The organism is Halomicronema hongdechloris C2206 (assembly GCF_002075285.3).
Taxonomy (GTDB): domain Bacteria; phylum Cyanobacteriota; class Cyanobacteriia; order Phormidesmidales; family Phormidesmidaceae; genus Halomicronema_B; species Halomicronema_B hongdechloris.
This window is the reverse complement of sequence record NZ_CP021983.2, coordinates 2294726-2315493: the sequence shown is the minus strand read 5'-3', so window position 1 is coordinate 2315493 and position 20768 is coordinate 2294726. Positions and strand designations below refer to the sequence as shown.

Below are 20768 nucleotides of genomic sequence, written 5' to 3'. Positions count from 1 at the left end.
TACCCCCGGAAGTCAGGGTGCTTGGATGTATAGTGAAATCACTGCGTCGCGACGGTCGGATCAGGTTCCCTCCTGGCCGTAAGGATGAACGGCAAGCATGTTGAGCATCCCTGGCTATCAAATTATCGAAAAAGTATATGAGGGGGTCCGGTCAGTCGTTTATCGCGCCTATGAAGACCTGGGCCAGGGGTCGATCATTCTGAAGACCTTCAAGCAGGCATACCCTAGCCTGCGAGACATTGCCCGCTTCCGCCACCAATATGAAATTACCAAAGGGCTGGAACTCGACGGCATTGCCAAGCCCTACCGGCTGGAGCGGCACAATAATATTATTTACCTGATTTTAGAAGACTTCGGTGGCCAGCCCATCTATGAGGTCATTGGGGAGTTGGCCCGAGATGTCGGCACCTTCCTCGATACAGCCATCCGCATCACCCAGTGTCTGGGAGAACTGCACGCGAATCAAATCATCCACAGAGACATCAAGCCCGACAACATCTTGATCAATCCCAAGACCAGCGAGGTGAAGCTGATTGATTTAGGGCTGTCTACCCGCTTTTCTCAGGAGCGGCAAGAGGTGGGCAACCCCGATAGCCTGGAGGGCACTCTGGCCTATATGTCTCCTGAGCAAACCGGGCGCATGAACCGGCTGGTGGACTATCGCACCGACTTTTATTCCCTGGGGGTGACATTCTATCAGCTGTTGACGGAGCAGTTGCCCTTTACTGCCGACGATCCCCTGGAGTTGGTGCACAGCCATATCGCTCGCCTGCCCACCCCGCCCCATGAGTTAAATCCGGCCGTGCCTGTCTGCCTATCGAATATCGTCTTGAAGCTGATGGCGAAAACGGCGGAGGACCGTTATCAGAGCAGCCAGGGATTGATTGCTGATTTAACTTACTGCCGGGATCAGTGGCAGCAGTCTAAGCAGATCTATGAGTTTCCCTTGGGGCAGTTAGACGTTTGCGATCGCTTCGTCATTCCCCAAAAGCTCTATGGCCGGGAGCGGGAGCGGCAGTCATTGATGGAGGCCTTTGAGCGGGTCAGTCAGGGGGCCGTGGAGTTGATGTTAGTGTGCGGCTTTGCCGGCATTGGCAAGTCGGCGCTGATTCATGAAATCCACAAGCCCATCGTGCGCCAGCGCGGGTATTTCATCACCGGTAAGTTTGACCAGCTGCAGCGCAATATTCCCTACGCCTCCTTGATCCAGGCCTTCCAACGCCTGGTGCGGCAGGTGCTCAGTGACAGTCCCGAGCGCATCAGCCAGTGGCGGGAGCAATTGATGGCGGCCTGGGGCCAAAACGGCCAGGTCATTCTGGAGGTGATTCCCGATGTGGAGCTGATCATTGGCCCTCAGCCTCCCTTAGAACCCCTGTCTCCCGTCGAGGCGCAGAATCGGTTCAAGCAAGTATTTCTGCAGTTTGTCGGGGTCTTTGCCCAGGCCAGCCATCCCCTGGTGTTGTTTTTGGATGATTTGCAGTGGGCTGACTTTTCGTCGTTGTCGTTGCTGCAGGAGTTGCTGCTATCGCCGAGCTTGCACCATCTGTTGGTGATTGGTGCCTATCGCGACAATGAGGTCGCCGATGGCCATCTGCTGACGGCCTCATTGCGGGAACTGCAGGCCCAGCAGGCCACAATACGGCGGTTGGTGTTGCTACCTCTGAGTCTGGTGGATGGGACGCAGCTGGTGGCCGATACCCTGGGCTGCTCCATCGAGCAGTGTGACCAGCTGGCTCAGCTGATTGTCAAGAAGACCGATGGCAATCCCTTTTTCCTGACGCGGCTGCTGACCTATCTCCATGAGCAGGGGTTGATTCGTCGCCATGGCCGTCAGTGGTACTGGAATTTACAGGATATCCGCCAGGCCAGTATTCCAGATGATGTGGTGGATCTGGTCTTGGGCCAATTGCGGCAGTTGCCCGCCGCCATCCAACACTGTTTGATGTTGGCCGCTTGCATCGGCAACCAGTTCGATCTGGCGATCTTGGCTGTCATCTGTGAGCAGCCGTTGGTCCGGGTGGCACAGGGCCTAGATGATGCGATCGCAACTAACCTAATCACCCCCCTAGCCGACACCCACCGCATCATTCCCCATTTAGCCCATAGCGATGCCCATCCCTCTGAAGAGATTCGAGTCACCTATCGCTTCTTGCACGACCGGGTCCAACAGGCCGCCTATGCCCTGCTTACCGACGAGCATCAGCGCCAGAGCATCCACTTAAAGATCGGTCGGCTGCTGCTGGCTAACCAGCCGATCTCCGACCAAGACGCCAGTCTCTTCAACCTGGTGAACCAGCTCAACTATGGAGCTCCCCTCATTACCGAGACAAGCGAACGCCTACAATTAGCCCAGCTCAACCTCAAAGCCGGTCAAAAAGCCAAAGCCTCCGTCGCCTACGATGCCGCCCTGGCCTATCTCAGCCAAGGCATGGCCCTGCTGTCAGATTCTGCCTGGGATCAGCACTACACCCTCACCTACACCCTCAACAAAGACCGATTGGAGTGTGAATACCTCTGCGGCCACTTCGACCAAGCCCAGCAGCTATTCCAACATTTGACTGAGCACGCCCGCACGCTGGTCGATATCGCTGAAATCTATGGCCTGCAGATTGTGCTCTACACCACCCTGGGCCGATTTGCAGACGTCATTCATCTAGGCTATGAGGGACTCGCTAAGTTGGGCTGGAGCGTCCCCACCACCCCGCAGCAGGTGAAATTGGCCGTGTGGAAAGAGCTGCTATGGATCAAATGGCACCTCCTGGGGCGACGGATTCCTCGGTTGCTGCAGCGGTCTCCTCTACAAGATCCTGTGCAGCTAGCCAAGCTCAACCTCATGGCCCAGGTGATCCCGACCCTCTACTACACCGACATGGAGGCCTCCAACCTGTTCTATTTGAAGATGGCCAGCCTCTCCCTGCGCCATGGCAATGCCCCGGCCTCAGCCGTCGCCTATCTGGGCCTGGGCCGCTTGCTGGGAGAAAAACTAGGCGAATTTCAAAATCGCTATCAGTTTGGCCAGCTCGCCATTCAACTGGTCGAGGCCTCTAATAGCAAAGCTCTAAAATGCAAAACCCATTTCCTCTTCGGTGGGTTTATCCATCCCTGGACTCAACCCGCCCAAGGCGATCTAACCTATCTGCGCTCCGCCTACCAAGCTGGCATGGATGCCGGCGATCTAATCTGGGCCTGCTATGCCAACAATGTACTGAGCATGCGGTTGTTCTTCTTGGGACGACAACTGGTCGAAATCGAATCGGAAGCCCAGCGCTTTCTCATCCATGCCCAGCAGGTGAAAGAGCAGTACACTCCCACCTTTCTAGTGGTTACTCGCCAGGTGGCCCGCTGTTTGCAGGGTAATACCAACAGCGCTACCAACCTCAGTGACGCCGACTTTGACGAGGCAGCCCATCTCAACCTGCTGCAAACCCAGCCTGGGCTGGTGGGAGCCCTCAACTGGTACTACGTCACCAAGACCTTGCTCTGCTTCCTAGCCAATGACCCTGATGCCGCCCTAGCCGCCGCCCAACAAGCCGATAAGACCATTGGCGCCGCCATGGGGTTATATCGTGTGGCTGCTCACAGCTTCTACTACGCCCTCTGCTGTGTGACAGCTTACCAGCGCCAACGGGATCCCGCCCGCCGACAGTATATCTGGCAAACCTTGCAGCGGCACTGGCAAAAACTCCATCGCTGGGCCACTCACAGCCCGGCTAATTTCCGCCACAAAGCCGACCTGATTCAGGCAGAAATGGCCCGGCTCAAACACCAGTTTCCCCAAGCTGAGCGCCTCTATCAGAAAGCCATTCGAGGTGCCCGAGAAGCAGGCTACCTACAAAATGAAGCCTTAGCCAATGAGCTAGCTGCCGACTTCTACGACGGCCGCGGTCTCGATGTCATTGGTCGGGCCTATCGCATCGAAGCCCGCTATGCCTACCTGCAATGGGGCGCCATTAGCAAAGTGCAATCCCTAGATGAGGCCTATCCCTTTCTGGGGGGAACCTTAGATGGTCTATTCCCTGGGGCTGGCGACACCTTAACCCCCTCGGTATCCTCCTACGGGTCTACCAATAGTCAGCCAGGAGATCTAGATCTCAAAAGCGTGATCAAAGCTACCCAAGCCCTCTCCGGCGAAATCTTACTCGACAAGCTCCTAACTACTATGGTGCATACGTTGCTGGAAAATGCTGCGGCTCAACGGGTCGTGCTGGTCTTAACCTATCGCGGTGCTCCTACCATCGAAGCCGAGGGGTGGAGTGATCGAGATGCCGTTCAGATTCTGCAAGCAACGCCAGTGGGCGAGGTGACGCACCTCTCTCAACATATTGTCAACTATGTGCTCAGGACTGGAGAGAGTGTCGTATTGGCCAATGCGACCGAGCAGGGTCCCTTTGTCCACGATCCCTATGTGGTTCAGCATCAGCCCAAGTCTCTGCTGTGTGCGCCTCTAACGACCCAGGGTAAGCTGCTGGGCTTGGTGTATTTAGAAAATAACCTGACCGTTGATACCTTTACCCCCGGTCGCTTGGAGGTGATTAACATTCTCAGTGCCCAGGTGGCAATTTCCATCGAGAACGCCAATCTATATACCAATTTAGCAGCCCTCAACCAGGCCTACGAGCGATTCGTGCCCCATGAGTTCCTACAATTTCTAGAGCGAGACAGCATCCTCGACGTGCAACTTGGCGATCAGGTGCTTAAACGGATGACGGTCATGTTCGCCGATATCCGTGCCTTTACTGCCCTCTCGGAGCAGCTCTCCCCCAAAGAGAACTTCGATTTTCTCAATACCTATCTGAAACGGGTAGGGCCAGTCATTCGCCAGCACCGCGGCTTCATCGATAAGTACATCGGCGATGCCGTCATGGCATTATTTCCCCAATCTGCAGACGATGCTCTGACGGCAGCCATTGCCCTGCAGCAGACGGTCGTTGCCTACAATGTCGAGCGGCAATCTCAAGGGGGGATGTTGCCCATACGCATTGGGGTTGGTCTTCATACCGGCAACCTGATGTTAGGGACCGTAGGAGAAGAGGAACGCATGGAAAGCACGGTGATTTCCGACTCAGTCAACTTGGCTAACCGCGTTGAGGGACTCACTAAGCTCTACGGCAACTATATTACCCTCACCGGCGATACTTTAGGGGATTTAGCCAATCCAGTGCGCTATCAGTATCGCTTTTTGGATCGAGTCCGGGTGCGGGGGAGGGAAAATCCGGTGGAAATCTATGATGTCTTTGATGGCGACAACGAGCAACAACGCCATCTGAAGGTGGCTACCCGCACTACTTTCGAACAAGGGGTGTGTCTCTACTACGCCGAGCAGTTTCACGAGGCAGAGCCGATTTTTCAAGACGTCTTAGCGCAAAATCCCCGAGATCAAGCGGCCCAATTGTATGTTCAACGGTGCCAGACCTATCGCGACACAGGGTTTCCGCCGGGCTGGGATGGCGTGGAACGGTTGGATTTAAGTTAACCCTTGCCCCAGGCTAATCCGAGAGGTTTACTAAGGGGGTAAAGCTCTGAGTATCGAGCTAGCTGGGATACGGATGGCAGGAGCACTATGGCACAACACATTCTAATTACGGGAGTCAGTCGCGGATTGGGGCGGGCCATGACCGAAGAGTTCATCAGCTTGGGCCATACCATTTGGGGCTGTGCTCGCCAGGCCGAACCAGTGACCGCTCTCCAAAATCACTACGGTCCCCCCCACGACTTTGCCGTTGTCGATGTGGCCAACCAGGACCAGGTCAAGGCTTGGGGACAGTCACTGCTAGAGCGCCATGGTCCCCCAGACATCTTGATTAACAATGCCGGGGTGATCAATGCCCTCGCTCCCCTGTGGCAGGTACCACCTGCGGAATTCGACCGCGTCATCGATGTCAACATCAAAGGGGTAGCCAACGTCCTGCGCCAGTTTGTGCCTGCGATGGTGCAGCGGGGCCGTGGCATTATTGTCAATCTCAGCTCTGGTTGGGGACGATCGACCTCGCCCCAGGTGGCTCCCTACTGCACTAGTAAATGGGCCATAGAGGGCATGACCCGAGCCTTGGCCCAAGAGCTTCCCGCCACCATGGCAGCAGTGCCTCTCAATCCTGGCATCATTCACACCGATATGCTGGAGGTGTGCTACGGCGATGAGGCCGCCTCATTCACTGCCCTACAGCAGTGGAAAAAGCAGGTAGTGCCCTTCATTTTGCAGCTGAGCCCCAAGGACAATGGACGTCCCCTAACCGTGCCTGGGGGGTAGAGAATAATGAAGCCTGGAGTATAGCCGGATACGTGAGCCGTGGCATAGTGCTTGCCCTCAGCGCCTTCCCCGTCTATGAGTAGAAAGGGTTCTTAGTCGTTATGCCCTATGCCATCGCCAACACCCCGTCAGATTCTAGACACCCTGTTGCCTTACCTCAAGACAGCAGGAGCCTATGCCCGCCAGATCCAGCCCCGTATTGCGGCCCAACCTGCCAAAGCCGCTGGCTCGGATAACTTCTTTGCGGCAGCCCTCAGTGATGCTGACTTATCAGTGCAGACATTTGTGGAGGTGGCCTTACTGGCCCATTTCCCAGAGCTGCGGTTCTATGGAGAAGAGCATGCTCAGACTTACAACACGAAATATTTCCGAGCCATTGATTTAGGACCACAAGATGACTACCTCATTACCCTGGATCCCATCGATGGCACCCAGTTCTATTTGGATGGCCATGACAATTATCAAATTATTCTGACGGTGCTGAACCAGGATGAGTTTGAAGCGGTACTGGCCATTAGTCCGAGTCAGCACTGCTACTACTACACTGTGCGAGGGCAGGGAACCCATCGAGGTCACTGGCAGGATACGATGGCCGATTGTCGGCCCTTGATGGTGCAGCCGAAGACGCCTGCTGTCTGTTTGGGCTTCGCGTTGACTGCCCTGATTGATCCTCTCAAGGATCGCTATCAGGTCTTTCACACGGGTAGTTCTTACTCGAAGCAGCGACAAATTCCCAATTTTAATGGCTTGCTCAGCGGAGACTTAGCTGGGGCGGTGCTTGAGCGCAGTCAATTTATCGATGGTGCTGCCCTGGCCTTTATGGCCCAGGAAATGGGCTATTGGGTAACAACCTGGGAGGGGCAGCCACCGCCTCCCTTACATCAGTGCCGTGATATGAGACGGCCAGGGTTGGTGATTGGGGCCACGGCTGAGGTCCATCGAGACTTATTGGCTGCTGTGCGGACTATTTGAATCGCTCAGGTCATATCAAGTCCGGTCGTCGCTTGATACTCCCTTGGCGCCTCTACAGTGAGTCGATAGGCTCGCAGCACTTCCGCCACGGTCCAGGCTTGAGCGAAGGCGCCGCGGGGACGATGGGGTGGATCGCCGTCGAAGATCTCGCTGAGGCTGCCGATGCAGCCATCGCTGAGGTGATCGGCCAGGGGCGCTAGGAAGCGGCGGGCCAGGGACGAATCACCATACACCTTGAGATGGGCCTGGACAAAGGGGCCGATCAGCCAGCCCCAGACTGGCCCCTGATGGTAGGCTCCGTCTCGCTGCCAGCGATCGCCGCCATAGTGCCCTTGGTATTGCGGGGCATCGGCGGCGAGCGATCGCAAACCGTAGGACGTCACTAGGTGCTGGGCCACACTATCGACAACTGCCCGCTGTTGGACAGGAGATAGCAGACTTGGCCCTAGTAGCTCCGAGGCAGGCAGGGCCACGGCAACGATCTGGTTGGGGCGCAGGGAGGTATCATCGCCCTCAGGGCCGTCCAACACGTCATAGCAGTAACCCCGGTTTCCTGGCCAGAAGCGCTGGAAGCCCTGTCGCGTTTGCTCGGCTAGCTGCTGGTAAGGCGTCGCTGATTTACCGAGAACTGGGGCAAACTGGGCCATGGCCACCAGGGCGTTATACCAGAGGGCGCTGATTTCGATGGGTTTGCCAATACGGGGGGTGACGACCCAGTCGTCGACCTTGGCGTCCATCCAGGTGAGCTGGACTCCGGGTTCGCCAGCGTAGATTAACCCATCGCTGTCTAGATGGATCTGGTAGCGGCTGCCCCGTTGGTGCCACTCAATTACCTCGGCCAAGGCGGGAAACAGTTCTGCCAGCAGAGCCTGATCCTGGCTGGCTTGGTAGTAGGCGCGCAGGGCTTCGAAGTACCAGAGGATGGCATCAACGGTGTTGTAGCCAGGGGATTCCCCCGCCTCTGGGAATAGATTGGGCAGCATGCCCTGATCTAGGTATTGGGCAAAGGTACGGAGGATAGGCCGGGCTATGGCTGGACGGCCGGTTGCGATCGCAAGTCCTGGCAGGGCAATCATGGTATCGCGGCCCCAGTCGCCAAACCAGGGATAGCCTGCGATTACTGTTTTACCGGGCGTCCCGGCCACCGTTCGCCCCACCACGAACTGATCCGCCGCCAACACCAACTGGTGTACCCAGGCGGGATGATCTTGACCAGCAGCAGCATGCCACTGCTGGAGCAGCCCCTGTTCATGGAGTCGCTGCCGCCGTAAGGCAGCCTCCCCGTTTAGATCCGCATCTGGCCCAGTACTGGCCACCAGGGTCAGGGACTGGCCCACCGCCAGATCAACCGTCACCGTGGCCCCATGGAGATGATCATCATAGGGATAAATGCCCCGGTATTGCTCCACTGCCAGGGCGTAGTGCCGATACCAGCTATGGGCCGGGGAGATCTCAGCCCCTGCCGCCAGCAGATAAAACGGTACGGCCCCCTCAAAGGCCCGAATTTCAATCCCCTGGGGTCGAGGCCGCCCCTGCATCTGCCAGCCAGGTCCCTGGGGATTGCCATGGTGATCGCGGTAGTTGACCAGGGCCTGCAGCGACAGGGTCAGGGGTTGGCTGGCTCGGACCAGGGTATAGCGGACATAGGTGGTATTGGCCCCCTGCTCCATCCAGACCCGCTTCTCCAGCAGCCCATCGGCGATGGCAAAGGTCCACACGGGCACGGTGCCCTCTAGGCAAAACCGCTCGATCAGCCGGTACCCCTGGGGGATCACGGCACCATCAGCCCAGCGATTGCAGCCCAGGGCATAGACCTGGCCGCCATAAATCACCTGTTCATCCAACTTAGCCAGCAGCAAAGTCCTCTGCAGGGGGGGCTTCAGGGCCGCCACCAACAGTCCGTGGTAATGGCGGCTCAACAGCCCGGCAATGGTGCCACAGCCATAGCCGCCGATGCCATTGGTAACCAACCACTCTCGCCGTTCCGCATGAGGCAAGTCACCGCAAATATCCCGTCCCAGTGGCACAGTCATCCCAGATGAGATCGCTCAACGACACGAAAGGCGACAATTAGCCAACCATTTCCCCCCCTATCTCTTTGGCCCTATCTCTTTGGCCCTATCTCTTTGGCGCCTCAGCCAATGACGAGTCGCCGCACTTGGGGCCCAAGTCCACGAAGTCCTCACGCTAATTTCTGCACAATGGAGACCTCAAACGGTTGTAGAGTATCAGGCAGGTCAATCAGCTTACCAGTCTTGTAGGTGGTGGATAGCAGCACTGTCCAGGCCTCTCGGTTCACCAACACATCTAGCTCTAGAGGTTTTTCATAGGAAAAGTTGATCAAAACCAGCACCGTCTCTGCCTCGGTCTCCCGCACATAGGCCAGATGCTCGTGGGGATAGTGGATAAGCGGACGCCACTGGCCCCGGCGCAGCGCCCCACTCCGCCTACGGACCTGAATCAATTGCCGGTAAAAGGTCAAAATTGAATCTGGATCCTGCAGCGCCGCCTGTACATTCAGCTGGTGATAGTTGGTATGGACCGGCAGCCAGGGGTCTACATCCCTGCCAAAACTAAACCCAGCCTGGGGAAAATCATCCCATTGCATCGGCGTGCGGGCCCCATCCCGGGGCGGCGGCGTTTCTCCGGTGCCACTCTTGACCACGGCCCGATCCTGCAGCTTATTGGCCGGGATCTCGGTATTATCCACCATGCCCAGCTCCTGACCGTAGTAGAGAATCGGCGTGCCCCGCACCGTCAGCAGCAACGTGGCCGCCGCCTTGGCGATAGCCACCGAATCCACGCACAGACTGCACTCGATCCAGCGAGAGAGGTGGCGAGGAATGTCGTGGTTGTCTAGAAAATAGGTAGGCCAGGCCCCTACTGGCGTCACTTTCTCCGTTTTCTCGATCTGCCGCTGCAGGTAGCCCGGATACCAGGGACTAAAGGGAAATTCAAAGGTCAGGGGAAAATGGAGTTCATCGTTATTGACCCCATAGAAAACAATCGAATCGTAGAGGCGATTGTCGATAAAGGTTTCTCCAATCAGCAGCCGATCGCCATATTCCTCTAAAATGGCGCGAATCTCTTTGATAATCTGATGATTCTCCGGCAAATTCCTATCGTAGAGGTGATGGTAGTTGTTATAGGCATTTTTGTCAGAGGCCCCATACTTCAACGGATTATCTCGGAAATAGGGGTCTTGGCTATAGGCACTGGAGGCATCTAAACGAAAGCCATCCACGCCGCGGTCCAACCAGAAGCGAATGATGTCATAGATGGCAGCCCTGACCTCAGGATTTTGCCAGTTTAAATCCGGCTGGTTTTCATTGAAGGTATGGAAGTAAAACTGTCCCCGTTCTTCAGCATAGGTCCAGCCAGTGCCACCGAAATAAGACTGCCAATTGTTGGGCAAATCCCGTCCCTCCCAGGCATCTTGCCACAGATACCAATCGGCCTTGGGGTGATCACGGCTGCTGGCGGACTCTAGAAACCAGGAATGCTGATTCGAGGTGTGATTCACCACCAGATCCATGACAATTTTGATGCCCCTCTGGTGAGCCTGATCCAGCAGCTCATCGAAGTCCGCCAGGGTGCCAAAGATGGGGCAAATATCGGTGTAGTCAACAACGTCATAGCCGTTATCAATCATAGGGGATTGGTTAATCGGTGACAGCCAGATGGCATCGATCCCCAGGCAGGTTTCGCTGTCAGGATCCCCATCATTTAAGTAATCCAATCGGGCAATGATACCGCGCAGATCGCCCGTGCCATCTCCATTCCCATCGGCAAAGGTGAGGGGATAAATTTGGTAAATCACTCCCTCTTCCCACCAGGGCTGGGGCATGGCATGGGATGAACTGCTCATCAATACACTCTCCGGAAACGTGACAGACTCTCCCTATCCTCCTGCCCTGCGCACCACTGACGCTAGACCCCAAGGGAGCTGCCGCAGGCAGATAGGTATACAGATAGCCTCAACTCTGAGCATGGCTACTCCCCGATAGTAGCGGTGGCAGGAAACCAATACATTAGAGATGAATAAGGAATGGATAAGGAATGGTCGGTGCACTGCCGCCATGAGTAATACCAGGTCGCACCAATCGAGCTACACCCATAGCGCTCAATAGCGCTCAGAGGGCAGGGGCGAGAGAGCATAATGTGTAGCTACAGTTCGCAGGAGCGGCATCAAGCTCGATCTGAAGCTTGATCTAACGCCGAGGGCATGGCCAGGGCCATCGATGCAGGCAAGGGGACCCGATGGAGACAGCACTGACCTACTGTTCCTGGTAATTCCAGGTCAAGCCGCCATCGACAAAGAAGGTGCTGCCGGTGATGTAATTGGCATCATCAGAAGCCAAAAACTCAACCAGTCCGGCCACATCCTGGGGGTGCCCTAACCGACCCAGGGGAATGTTCTTCAGCAGGGCATTCAGCTTGGCTTGGTTGTTGAGCAGTTCGCTGTTGATGGGGGTTTCAATCGCCCCCGGAGCCACATTATTCACTGTAATCCCATAGGGAGCCAGTTCTACGGCTAAGTCCCGGGTCAGCATCTTCAGGCCGCCCTTGCTGGCACAGTAGGGGGCAAAATTCGGAAACGGCAAGTCTTCATGCACCGAGCTGATATTGATGATCTTGCCGGAACGCTCGGTTGCCATCAGGTGCTTGACCACGGCCTGGGTGGTAAAAAACACCCCCTTCAGGTTGACATTGATCACCGCATCAAAGGCTTTCTCAGTCACCTCCCAGAAGGGGGCATGCTTTTCAATGCCGGCATTGTTGACCAGAATGTCTAACTGACCGTAATGGTCGATGCTCTCGCCCACCAGCCGGTGAATATCCGCTAGTATGCTTAGATCAGCCCCAATGCTGAAGGCGTGGTCGTCGTCACAATAGCCCTCGGCTCCATGGCACTCGCCCCCCATTGCCCTAATCTTGGCAACGGTTTCCGCTGCCCCTTCCGGATGAGAGCGGTAGTTAATCACCACCTTTGCCCCTGCCTCTGCCAAGCGAATGGCAATCACCTGGCCGATGCCCTGGCTGCTGCCGGTCACGAGGGCAACTTTCCCGTCTAGTCTCATGGCGGCTCTCCCGCTGATTGGCTTAACTATGGCGTTGGCCAGTCCACTTAGGGGACGCAGCTGGACCCTCGACCTGGCCCAATTACGCCACGGCCATTGCCGGTTTCACGGCTACCCCTAGTCCGGCATTGATTTCTTCCGCCGTGATCTTGCCATCGTGGTCTAAATCCAGGGCATCAAAGACGGCATCGGTGCCCAGCCACTCTTCCCGGGTAATGAAGCCATCTCCATCCAGGTCACAGGCCTTAAACAGGTCTTGGGCGGCATGGTCCACCATTTTTTCTCCTGCCATGCGGGCACAGAGCCGCTCTACCAGGAGTCTTTCCAGGGTTTCCAGGGCCTTGCTAAAGCCATTGATGCCTTCTTCCAGCTTTTCTGAGGCCATGCGGTCCTGGCGATGCATCTGGCGGAAGGCGGCTTCATCCATGGAAATGGGATCGATGGCCATGGTCTTGGCCTTCTCTGGATCTAGCCGCCGCACCAGGGGCTCTTGGATGCTGTCTAGCTGGGCCAGCAGCTTAGGCGAAATGGTGAGCAGGTCGCAGCCGGCCAATTCGCAGATTTCACCGATATTGCGGAAGCTAGCCCCCATCACCTCGGTAGTATGGTCGAACTTCTTGTAGTAGTTGTAGATCTGAGTCACCGACAGGACCCCTGGATCTTCGGCAGGGGGGTACTCTTGGCCGGTCTCCTGCTTGTACCAATCTAAAATGCGACCGACGAAGGGAGAAATCAGGGTGACGCCGGCCTGGGCACAGGCAATGGCCTGATGCAGCCCAAACAACAAGGTCAGGTTGCAATGGATGCCCTCTTGTTCCAGCACTGTCGCCGCCTGGATCCCTTCCCAGGTGGAGGCAATTTTGATTAACACCCGCTCCCGAGAGACCCCGGCCTGCTCATACTGGGCGATCAAATCCCGGGCCGTGGCCAGGGTAGCCTCGGTGTCGTAGGAGAGACGGGCATCGACTTCGGTGGAGACTCGACCGGGGATAATCTGCAGAATCTTGAGGCCGAAGGCCACGGCCAAGCGCTTAAAGGCCAAGTTGGCGATGGCTTTATCGGACATGGCAGACCCGGCGTCTTGCTTGGCCTTGAGCAGGGTTTCATCGACGATCTCTTGATACTGGGGCATCTGAGCCGCCGCTGTAATCAAGGAGGGATTGGTGGTTGCATCTTGGGGGGTAAACTGCTCAATGGCTTGAATGTCACCGGTGTCGGCGACCACAGTGGTCATCTGCCGCAACTGTTCTAACAAGCTTGACGCCATGCCCATCTCCTACCTTCAGAATGTTGCCCTCATTTTAGTCAGGGCCACCGATAAAGCGGATTAATCAAACATTAAAAGCAGGTGAGTCGACACATGGGTGGGGTCTGGCTTAAAAATTCCGTTTTTTTACTGACCCAGGTTGAATCTAATCCTGGGCACGCTAAGGCCAGACGTGGTTGCCCGGCGTTCACGGACCGGTTAGACCCATGCAAATTCGCTGGAAACGCTTACTCTTACAATCGGCGGTGTGGTTGACCGCTGAGGTGACGCTGACCCTGGTGGGCCTGGATGATCTGGCTGACTACAGTGAGTACCAGTTTCAATCTCGATCGCTCAGTGTGCTGCAAGTGTTGAAGTAAGCTCTTGAGGGGACAGGGAGGTCGAATCACCGCTCTAGATCCTGTGGAAGGGCTGGTCGATTGGTCGTTATGGATCGCGGCGCATCGGTGAAGAGCGGCAGGCCTCGGTAAGGCCGCACTTAGTTTTTCAAGCCAGGATCTCTCCCGAGGGAATTTCGCTTCCCCCGGACCCCTACGACCAGGGCAAACCGCTGCCCTGGACCCGCGGAAGGGCTTGTCGATTGGTCGTTATGGATCGCGTCGCATCGGCAAGGACGCGAGGGGTATGTTTCCGGTTTCTGCCTTCTGCCTTCTGCCTTCTGCCTTTTCCCACGCTACTGCCCTGGACCCTGCGGACGTGCTTATCGGTTAGTAGCGCTAGATCGCGTCGCATCGGCAAGGTAGCGAGGGGCTTTTCTACCTGACGAGTAGACCAGAGCAGAGACAGACGTGGGCAGGCAAGAGAGTTTTGACTGGAGAACTCAAAACTCAACCCTAAGACCTTAAAACTCTCCTCCGTCCTCCGCTCTCCGTCCTCCGCTCTCCGTCCTCCGCCTTCCGCCCTCCGTCCTCCGCTCCCCGTTCTGCGTCCACGGGTGACGATCGCTATACTGAATCGGGTTAACAGGGACATGCTATGGCTGAGCAACTCCTATTCTGGCATCGTCGCGATCTGCGCTTGGCGGACAATCTGGGGTTGGCGGCGGCCTACCAACGCAGCCCCAAGGTGGTGGGGGTGTTTTGTTTGGATCCGGCGATTCTGCAGCGGGATGATGTGGCCCCGGCCCGGGTGCACTATATGCTGGGCTGCCTGCAGGAACTGCAGCATCGTTATGGCGAGGCCGGAGGACAGTTGCTGATCCTGCAGGGGCGGCCACAACAGCAGATTCCGGCGTTGGCGGCGGCCCTAGGGGCGGCGGCGGTGTATTGGCATCGGGATGTGGAACCCTACAGTCGCCAACGGGACCAGGCGGTGGCCGAGGCCCTGAAGGAAAAGGGCATCGAGATGTGTACCACTTTCTGGGACCAGCTGTTGCAAAGCCCGGGGCAGGTGCTGACCGGCGGTGGCACTCCTTACACCGTCTATACCCCCTTCTGGCGCAAGTGGGTGCAGCTGCCCAAGGCGGAGCCGGTGCCGGCGCCGGAGTCTTTTGAGGGGTTGTCGGACAGGGAGCAAACAGCCCTGGAGCAGGGGGGAACGGTGGCACTGCCCAGTCTCCAAGATCTAGGCTTTGAGTGGTCCTCTCCCCTACCACTGGCAGCAGGCGAATGGGCTGCCCAGCGACGGCTAGAGGAGTTTTGCCGGGAGGATCGGGCCATCGCCCAGTACGGTGAGGCTCGCAACTTGCCCTGCGAAGATGGCACCTCCCGCCTCAGCGCTGCCCTCAAGTTTGGTGCCATCGGTATCCGCACCGTCTGGGCTATGGCAGAGGCGGCCTACAGCCGCTGCCGCAGCGACGAGACCCGCCAGAATATTCGAGCCTGGCAGCAGGAGTTGGCCTGGCGGGAGTTCTATCAGCATGTGATGTATTTCTTTCCGGAACTGGCCGAGGGGCCCTACCGGCCCCAGTGGCAATATTTCCCCTGGGTCAACGATAAGCAGCAGTTTCAGGCCTGGTGTCAGGGACGCACCGGCTACCCCATCGTCGATGCCGCCATGCGCCAACTGAATCAGACCGGCTGGATGCACAATCGCTGTCGCATGATCGTGGCCAGCTTTCTCACCAAGGATCTGATTATCGACTGGCGCTGGGGGGAGAAATATTTCATGCAGCGGCTGGTGGATGGGGATCTGGCAGCCAACAACGGCGGCTGGCAGTGGAGTGCTTCCAGCGGCATGGATCCCAAGCCGCTGCGCATCTTCAACCCGGCCAGCCAGGCCAAAAAGTTTGACCCGGAGGCGGAGTATATCCGCCAGTGGCTGCCGGAGTTACGCCATCTGGATACCGCCCCCCTGGTGACCGGGCAGATTCCTGAGGAGGACTGCGATCGCAACGGCTACCCCCGACCGATCGTGGACCACAAGCGGCAGCAGGCCATTTTCAAAGACAAGTACAAGGCCGAAAAGGCGGCTACGACCTAGTGCCCGACTACAGATGAGCTACCGTCACGCCGGTGCCGCCATCGGCCTGTTCCGCTGCTTCGAAGCGCTGCACCTGGGGATGGTGCTTCAGATACTCCTGCACCCCCGCCCGCAACTTGCCAGTGCCATGGCCATGGATGATCCAGATCGGCCCCTGGGCCCTGGCCAAGGCGTCATCCAGCACTGCTTCCGCCTCACTCACCCGCAGGCCTCGCAGATCGAAGGTATTGCGGGAGGTGCGCACTGCCGGGGCTGCCGGCGCCGCTGGCACGGTCGTCTGGGGTTTGGGCTTGCTGGGCATCTCCACCTTTTCCCCCTGCAGCGATTCCACATCGGCCAGGCTGACGGTGGTCTTCATCAGGCCAAAACGCACCGTTAACTTGCCGTCTTCATCGGCAGGGCTGAGCACCTCTGCGGTTTGGCCCAGGCTGGGCAGCCGCACCCGATCCCCCTCCTGGGGACGGAACCCCGGTTTCGCCTTAGCCGGGGCCGCTGGGGCCGGTTGATGCTGCTGGGCAATCTTGTTGACGGCATCGGTGGCCTGTTGGGCCTCCTGGGCCGTGGCCTGCCCCTGTTGCAAGCGACGAATCACCTTGGCGATCTCGGCTCGGGCCTGGGTGACGGCAGCTTGGATGGCCTGGGTCTGTTGCTGTTGCAGGGACTGCTCCCGCTGCCGCAGGAACCGAGCCTTATCCGTTACTTCTTGATGGAGCCGTTCCGCCTGGGCCACCAGTTGGGCCGCTTCGGCGGCTTTGTCCTCCTGTCGTTGCCGTTGGGCTTCCAGGCCAGCAATGATCTGGTTGACATCCTGATGGGAGCCGGTGCCCAGGGTGGCCTCGGCCTGCTCGATCACCTGGGTGGCCAGGCCTAACCGTCGGGCAATGGTGAGGGCATTGGAGCGACCGGGAATTCCCCACAGTAAGCGATAGGTGGGCGACAGACTGACCTCGTCAAACTCTACCGAGGCATTTTCGAAGCGGTCGTCTTGGTATTTCAGCGCCTTCAGCTCGCCGTAGTGGGTGGTGGCCACCGTCAGCTGAGCCTGGTCAGCCAGAGATTGCAACAGGGCCGTGGCCAGGGCACTGCCCTCGGAGGGATCGGTGCCGGCCCCCACTTCGTCTAGCAGGACCAGGGCATTGGCCGGTGCCGCCGCCGTCGCCTCTTCTTCTGAGGCTGCTTCCCCGTCCAACTTGGCCCTATCTCCTGGCTCCTGAATCGCCGCTAAGATTCGACTAATGCGCTTGATGTGCCCGGAGAAGGTGGAGAGGCTCTGCTCGATGGACTGCTCGTCGCCGATGTCGGCCAGGATGTGGCTAAACCAGGGCAGTTCTACCGGTTCCCGAGCCGGGAGGAAGAGCCCGGCCTTGGCCATTAGGGCCGCCAAGCCTAGGGTCTTGAGGGTGACGGTTTTGCCGCCGGTGTTGGGGCCGGTGATGGCAATCACCCGCAGCTGGGGACGAATGATCACATCGATGGGGACGACCTCGGGGCCTTCTTCGTGCTGCTGCTGCCAGACCAGCAGGGGGTGGCGCAGTTGCCGCAGGGTGGTCTGTTCGTTGGTGGCGGTAAAGCGGGGAAGGTTCGCGGCTAACCAACGACTGTAGCGGGCTCGGGCAGTGGCTAAATCGAGACTGGTGACGATGGCTAGGAGCTGTTCTAGATCCGGTTGCACCGCTGCCACCTGGTGACTGAGACGGCGCCGCACCGCGTCGTCTTCCGCCTGTTCCTGCCGCTGCAGTTGCCGCAGCCGGTTGCCCAGATCCACCACACTGTGCGGCTCCACATAGAGGGTGGCGCCGCTGGTGGAGCTATCGTGGACGATGCCCGGGATGGCGTCTTTCTGGGGCGCTTTGACGGCCAGCACGAAGCGGTCCCCCCGTTGGGTAATCACCGGTTGTTGGATGGCCTGGCCCTGCCGTTGTAGAATCCGCTGCAGTTTTTGGTAGATCTGGTCGCGGCAGTGGTTGAGTTTTTCACGAATGCCGGTGAGTTTCTCGCTGGCCCGGTCGGCCACCCGACCCCGTTCGTCGATGCAGTGGTGAATGGTCTGCTCTAGCTCGGGGTAGGTGCGCAATTCTGATACCAGTTGGCTCAGCACCGGCACCTCCTCTTGGCTGTCGATAAACCGCCGTAGCTGGCGGGCACCGTTGAGGGTGGTTGCGATCGCAAGTAATTCATCCCCCTGCAGAATTCCCTGGCAACCGGCTCGATCCAAGGCATCGCCAATATCGTGGATCCCGGTAAATTTGAGCCCTGGTGGTAACTCATCTAGGCGATAGGCCTCCTGGGTTTGGGCCAGTAGCCGCTCACTATCCCCCTGATGAGTCGGAATAACCAATTGCTGCGCTGCTATGGCCCCCAACTTTGTCGCCGCAAAGGTCGACACCTGCTGACAAAGGCGGGGCCATTCGAGGAGATCGAGAGTTTCCTGCTGAATCAAGACTGTAGACAGCCGACCAATAGACACACAAACCGTTCTTTCAGTATAAGAGGATGTTTGAATCAGGCGGTTAAGTAGGCTAGCCAAAAAGGATCGAGGTTTGCAACGATATCTCAACCAGTCTTGACATTTACGAATCTTGCCAGTTCTGAGTCAGCTTTTCCTCGAACTGGGTCAAGCGCTCACTCAACGCCAGCACCAAGGCTTGAATGCTTGCAGGAGTAGCCTCCCAGCCCGCCTTTAGAACCTTGATACCAGCAATCTCGATTCAATTAGTCTCCCCAGCGAGATAAGGAAAGGCAGAAGGCAGAAGGCAGAAGGCAGAAGGCAGAAGGCAGAAGGCAGCTTGTCCTGTTCGCGTAGCGGCCCCGCAGGAGCAACGAAGTCGAACTGTTGGCATAGCCTGCCCGGAGGGCATAGGGAAGGCAGCGGATAATCGAGGACTTTAGGACTGTGGAAAGGCTTGGAAATTATGGCCTATACGACAGTCAGACATGTCCCTTTCATCCTTCATCCCTCATCCTTCTGCCTTGGTTGCCGTTTCCATTCAATTAGTTTCCCCAACGAGTGGGGACTGGCGAACTCTATCCTTGTCCACTGGGGAATATGAAGTTTCCATTCAATTAGTTTCCCCAACGAGTGGGACGGCTATCTCCGGAGAGCTTTTTGCTTTAGTAAAATGTTTCCATTCAATTAGTTTCCCCAACGAGTGGGGACCGGAGACTGTGGTCCCGTCCGATGGACGGTCGTTCACCCGTTTCCATTCAATTAGTTTCCCCAACGAGTGGGGACCAAGGGGATCAAGGAGATTATCGTTACTACTCCTACGGGTTTCCATTCAATTAGTTTCCCCAACGAGTGGGGACTTGGCTGTCAGTGGCTAATCGAGCAGGAGCCATTTTACGTTTCCATTCAATTAGTTTCCCCAACGAGTGGGGACGTGTTCTAACAACAGGTGTTGGAACTTCATCGGAGAGTTTCCATTCAATTAGTTTCCCCAACGAGTGGGGACCTTCTGTTCTGAAGATAGATGAAGATCACTTGAAGAACGTTTCCATTCAATTAGTTTCCCCAACGAGTGGGGACTTGTCAGCCAAAGACTAGAGGGGAATAAATCAATGGAATTAGTTTCCATTCAATTAGTTTCCCCAACGAGTGGGGACAAGTCATAGCCGCCTCAATAGTTTTATTAAATCTTTTGCGTTTCCATTCAATTAGTTTCCCCAACGAGTGGGGACGTTGGCTGAATACTGAATATTTCAGAAATACGGAGTTTCCATTCAATTAGTTTCCCCAACGAGTGGGGACGACTTTTGCTAATGGAGCTTCCTTTGAAATCACTAAGTTTCCATTCAATTAGTTTCCCCAACGAGTGGGGACCCTAAAATCATACTCATTGAAATTATTGATGAGTGGTTTCCATTCAATTAGTTTCCCCAACGAGTGGGGACTGCGACCATACGTAAAAATTCAAGATGATTTATATGTTTCCATTCAATTAGTTTCCCCAACGAGTGGGGACCTTAAACTCTCCCATAATCCCTCAGCCTCATTTGAGTTTCCATTCAATTAGTTCCCCAACGAGTGGGGACATGGGATCGTCCAGAAATTTCCTTAAACGTTTTGGAAGTATTAGGTTTCCATTCAATTAGTTTCCCCAACGAGTGGGGACTTGTTAATTTCGGCCTCACGAGACGCCATCCGGGGGGTTTCCATTCAATTAGTTTCCCCAACGAGTGGGACGTCGTTGATAGTGATAATGATGGCACTGACAATTCAGTTTCCATTCAATTAGTTTCCCCAACGAGTGGGGACTCAACGGGGAGCCGCCAAGGTCGTGCTAAGGGATTATGCGTTTCCATTCAATTAGTTTCCCCAACGAGTGGGGACGTCTATAAGGGATTCATCTACTGATTGATTCGCCGCAGAAGAACCATGTTTCCATTCAATTAGTTTCCCCAACGAGTGGGGACCTGTAAATAATTGTTGGTTTGATTGTGACGTTACACAAGGTTTCCATTCAATTAGTTTCCCCAACGAGTGGGGACTGGACACCTTCGTCCGGGCCGGCGGCTTGAATCTCGAGTCGTTTCCATTCAATTAGTTTCCCCAACGAGTGGGGACAGTCCGACTACCGCTCTCCCAATAATGAGCGACAGTAATTCAGTTTCCATTCAATTAGTTTCCCCAACGAGTGGGGACCCTCTGGCGGCGGTGTACCCCCTGGGCTTAAGTTCGGATGTAGTTTCCATTCAATTAGTTTCCCCAACGAGTGGGGACATAATCGACCCAAATGACGAGACGGTGACTCACTCGATAGTTTCCATTCAATTAGTTTCC

The 20768-nt window shown here is 56.5% G+C and carries 10 protein-coding genes and 2 CRISPR repeat arrays (1 of these 12 cut by a window edge); of the genes, 5 read left to right on the top strand and 5 right to left on the bottom strand.

Annotated elements, in window-relative coordinates; translation table 11 throughout:
• Positions 1-97: 97 nt before the first annotated feature.
• From XM38_RS10435 to XM38_RS10425, 3 genes are all read left to right on the top strand, one after another.
• Complete coding sequence (locus XM38_RS10435) at positions 98-5473, top strand: AAA family ATPase (RefSeq protein WP_080810632.1); 5376 nt, start codon at positions 98-100, stop codon at positions 5471-5473.
• Between the two features lie 87 nt (positions 5474-5560).
• Positions 5561-6247 (top strand): SDR family oxidoreductase, encoded by a 687-nt coding sequence (locus tag XM38_RS10430; RefSeq protein ID WP_088429774.1) that lies wholly within the window; start codon positions 5561-5563, stop codon positions 6245-6247.
• A 108-nt stretch (positions 6248-6355) separates the two neighbouring features.
• Entirely contained in the window at positions 6356-7219 is an 864-nt protein-coding gene (locus XM38_RS10425; RefSeq protein WP_080814380.1) for an inositol monophosphatase family protein, read from the top strand.
• Positions 7220-7224: 5 nt separating this feature from the next.
• Here the strand turns inward: XM38_RS10425 and XM38_RS10420 are convergent, their stop codons facing one another.
• The 4 genes from XM38_RS10420 to XM38_RS10405 all read right to left on the bottom strand — a co-directional run bounded on the left by XM38_RS10420 (position 7225) and on the right by XM38_RS10405 (position 13567).
• Positions 7225-9252: an amylo-alpha-1,6-glucosidase gene (locus XM38_RS10420; RefSeq protein ID WP_088429772.1), complete on the bottom strand. Its 2028-nt coding sequence runs from the start codon at positions 9250-9252 to the stop codon at positions 7225-7227.
• Between the two features lie 149 nt (positions 9253-9401).
• Positions 9402-11087 (bottom strand): glycoside hydrolase family 13 protein, encoded by a 1686-nt coding sequence (locus XM38_RS10415; protein ID WP_088429770.1) that lies wholly within the window; start codon positions 11085-11087, stop codon positions 9402-9404.
• A 409-nt stretch (positions 11088-11496) separates the two neighbouring features.
• Positions 11497-12300 (bottom strand): glucose 1-dehydrogenase, encoded by an 804-nt coding sequence (locus XM38_RS10410; RefSeq protein ID WP_088429768.1) that lies wholly within the window; start codon positions 12298-12300, stop codon positions 11497-11499.
• Positions 12301-12382: 82 nt separating this feature from the next.
• Entirely contained in the window at positions 12383-13567 is a 1185-nt protein-coding gene (locus XM38_RS10405) for a transaldolase (RefSeq protein ID WP_088429766.1), read from the bottom strand.
• Positions 13568-13773: 206 nt separating this feature from the next.
• On the opposite strand from XM38_RS10405, the gene XM38_RS25910 reads away from it, so the two are divergent.
• Both XM38_RS25910 and XM38_RS10400 read left to right on the top strand, forming a co-directional pair.
• The gene (locus XM38_RS25910; RefSeq protein ID WP_187329360.1) at positions 13774-13926 is read left to right on the top strand and encodes a hypothetical protein; all 153 of its coding nucleotides are present in this window, start codon (positions 13774-13776) and stop codon (positions 13924-13926) included.
• A gap of 616 nt (positions 13927-14542) precedes the next feature.
• A complete protein-coding gene (locus tag XM38_RS10400) occupies positions 14543-15988 on the top strand; it encodes an FAD-binding domain-containing protein (RefSeq protein ID WP_088429764.1) in 1446 nt (481 codons plus the stop codon).
• 7 nt (positions 15989-15995) lie between these two features.
• On the opposite strand, the gene XM38_RS10395 is transcribed toward XM38_RS10400, so the two are convergent.
• Complete coding sequence (locus XM38_RS10395; protein ID WP_088431631.1) at positions 15996-18428, bottom strand: endonuclease MutS2; 2433 nt, start codon at positions 18426-18428, stop codon at positions 15996-15998.
• Between the two features lie 539 nt (positions 18429-18967).
• Positions 18968-19950: direct repeats of the CRISPR family, unit length 36 nt; unit sequence GTTTCCATTCAATTAGTTTCCCCAACGAGTGGGGAC.
• Between the two features lie 113 nt (positions 19951-20063).
• Positions 20064-20768: a CRISPR direct-repeat array (repeat unit 36 nt; unit sequence GTTTCCATTCAATTAGTTTCCCCAACGAGTGGGGAC) (it continues 15 nt past the right edge of the window).